Annotated in this window: 3 protein-coding genes; 2 read left to right on the top strand and 1 reads right to left on the bottom strand. The window is 53.9% G+C overall.

Going from position 1 to position 2559, the window contains the following annotated elements; genetic code table 11:
* Positions 1 to 710, top strand: a 710-nt coding sequence (locus QKD99_RS11400; protein ID WP_347951479.1) for a DUF2268 domain-containing putative Zn-dependent protease, incomplete at its 5' end; no start/stop codon positions are given.
* Positions 711 to 760: 50 nt separating this feature from the next.
* Here the strand turns inward: QKD99_RS11400 and QKD99_RS11395 are convergent.
* Complete coding sequence (locus QKD99_RS11395) at positions 761 to 1024, bottom strand: type IIL restriction-modification enzyme MmeI (protein WP_239278981.1); 264 nt, start codon at positions 1022 to 1024, stop codon at positions 761 to 763.
* A gap of 187 nt (positions 1025 to 1211) precedes the next feature.
* On the opposite strand from QKD99_RS11395, the gene QKD99_RS11390 reads away from it, so the two are divergent.
* A complete protein-coding gene (locus QKD99_RS11390; protein WP_347951478.1) occupies positions 1212 to 2555 on the top strand; it encodes an IS256 family transposase in 1344 nt (447 codons plus the stop codon).
* Positions 2556 to 2559 lie beyond the last annotated feature (4 nt).

Here is a 2559-nt window from a genome sequence, read left to right as displayed (position 1 = left end):
TAAATGATGCGCTCTACAAATTAGAGGAGGCCAACGCTTGGTCTCGAGTTGAGCAAGCTCTCGCTAAAGGGGTTCAATACTTGGCGACTGCTAACCCAGGACTCATGATTCCTGACCTCACTGTGCTTCTAGTGTTAGGTGATCCTTCCAACGAGCACTTCATGGACGAAGTTCGAGGCCTGTCGGCCTTCGGTGGGATCAGTGGTTACATTGCCATCACCATCTGGCCGACTGAGGAAGTTCTCCATCGTCTAGAAGCGATTGCCCTACACGAGTTGCGCCACAACGTCCGATATTCAGCTGACGGCATCGTATGGGACCCGCAGACAGTGACCGTCGGTGAGCACGTCGTGGCCGAGGGACTAGCCGACCTATTCGCTGCCCAGTTCTACAGTAAGCGTGGATATACGCACTTCGTCACCGACCAAACCAGATCGAGAGAAGATGTACTAAGACGAGTCGTCGAGGGCTTGGATGTGACAGGCATGCAGGACTTCGCCGCATGGGTGCTTGGAGATTCGAGCGCCCGTCTGATGGGATCGAAACCGGTCGGACTACCCACCGGAGCTGGTTACGCCGCAGGGGCTCGTATCACCAAAGCCTACATGGATAAGACAGGTCGGACGGCCGCCGAGTGTGTCACCACACCCGCCGCTGAAATCTTAAATGTTGCCTTGCCACAACTAGGCCTGACGCGACACGACAGCTGACAAGAAACACCTGGTATGTCTTGCCGTAGGGCAGGACATACCAGGTGTTTTTAGGGCTGCTGCGTGGTGAGCTTTTCGTAATTGGCAAACAACAGCTCCTGGCACTGCCGGACGGTCGTGAGCTTACGGGAAGCGCCAAATGCCTTATCCACCTCACGGTCAAGCGCGTCATGCGCCTTGATGAGTTCCGGGGCCATGGCGAGTGGGTTGTAGTGCTCGGCCAGCGAGCGCTCTGGGTGCAGCGCGCGGGCATCGAGCACCTTCTTGCCTGCCTTAATAATGCGCTGCCGTGTTTTCTCGTCGAACTCTGGCACGGGGAACGCGTACCACGTCAGAGTTGATCCGAAGCGGAGATCGGATTTAATTCGTCCTTCAATTGTTTATTACGTGGCAAAACAAACAATTGAAGGACGAAATCAAAGAGAATTGAAGACCTTCTGGGTCGAGAGTGTCTGATGGTTTGTGTGTGGGTACCTAACCCGCATGAGGAGATGGACCAGAATGACTACTGTGGCACGACGAGACTCGGCTGATAAGGCCAAAATTGATGCGATTGAAAAGAAGCTTCTTGCTAACCCTGAAATCGCGAAACTGATTGACGACCTAGGCACGTCCACAACGGATGCCAATGACCTAGTTCGCGGCATGTTGCAAGCCTCGATTACCAGGGGACTCAACGCTGAAATGGATGCCCACCTGGGCTACGAGTCTGGCGACAGGAGCGCTAAAGCTGCAGCTAGAACAGACAATCACCGCAACGGGTCATATCCAAAGACCGTGGATTCTAACTACGGGCCAGTAACCGTTGATGTCCCACGCGATCGGGCTGGAACATTCTTGCCGACTATGGTCCCTAAAGGTTCTAGGCGCTTGACTGATGTCGATGACATGATAGTCAGCTTGTACGCCGGTGGGATGACAATTAGGGACATCCAGCACCATATGGCAACGGCGATGCGGGTCGATATTTCCCATGAGACGATTTCCGCGGTTACCGATGCCGTCCTCGATGAGGTCATGGTCTGGCAAAACCGCCAGCTAGACGAGTTCTACCCGGTCATTTTCCTGGATGCGCTGCGCATTAAAGTCCGCGATGGCGGCCGAGTGGTCAATAAGTCCGCGTACATGGCTATCGGCGTGGATCTCGACGGTATCAAGCACATTTTGGGATTGTGGATTGCCAAAGAAGAAGGCGCTTCATTTTGGGCGCAAGTATGTGCCAATCTTTCCAATCGTGGGGTCAAGGACGTCTTTATCGTCTGCTGTGACGGGCTTAAAGGCCTGCCTGAAGCAGTCGAGGCAACGTGGCCGAACTCTATGGTGCAAACCTGTATCGTGCACCTGATTCGTGCCGCTAACCGGTGGGTAGCCTACGGGGATCGCCGGGGCGTATCAGCCGCGTTGAAAAAGATTTACACCGCCACGGATGAAACCACAGCTAAGGCTGCCTTAGACGAATTTGAAGCCTCTGAATTGGGAGAAAAGTATCCACGCTCAGTCAAGGTCTGGCGAGATGCTTGGGCGCGTTTCGTACCGTTTCTGCAGTTCCCACCAGCGGCCAGAAAAGTAATCTATACGACGAACTCGATTGAATCATTCAACAATGAACTGCGTAAAGCTACCCGCAACAGGGTACAGTTCACCAACGATGAATCAGCGCTCAAGACGCTATGGCTCATGATCTGCAATATCGAGGACAAACGAGCTGCCAAGAGGGCGAAGCAGGGCAAACGAGTCTCAACGACAGCCGGCAGACTCATGGAAGGAGCCCGAGTTTCCGGCTGGAAACAAGCCATCAACCAAATGGCCGTGGCCTACCCCGACCGCTTCGATAAATACCTATAAACCT

This window comes from Corynebacterium sp. c3Ub_189, from assembly GCF_039907195.1.
GTDB lineage: Bacteria > Actinomycetota > Actinomycetes > Mycobacteriales > Mycobacteriaceae > Corynebacterium.
The sequence above is the reverse complement of the archived record's forward strand: the minus strand, read 5'-3'. Positions and strand labels throughout refer to the sequence as shown.

Excerpts from the sequence above, each read along its gene's own strand:
- QKD99_RS11390 (WP_347951478.1), top strand. The coding sequence starts at position 1,212 with ATGACTACTGTGGCACGACGAGACTCGGCTGATAAGGCCAAAATTGAT.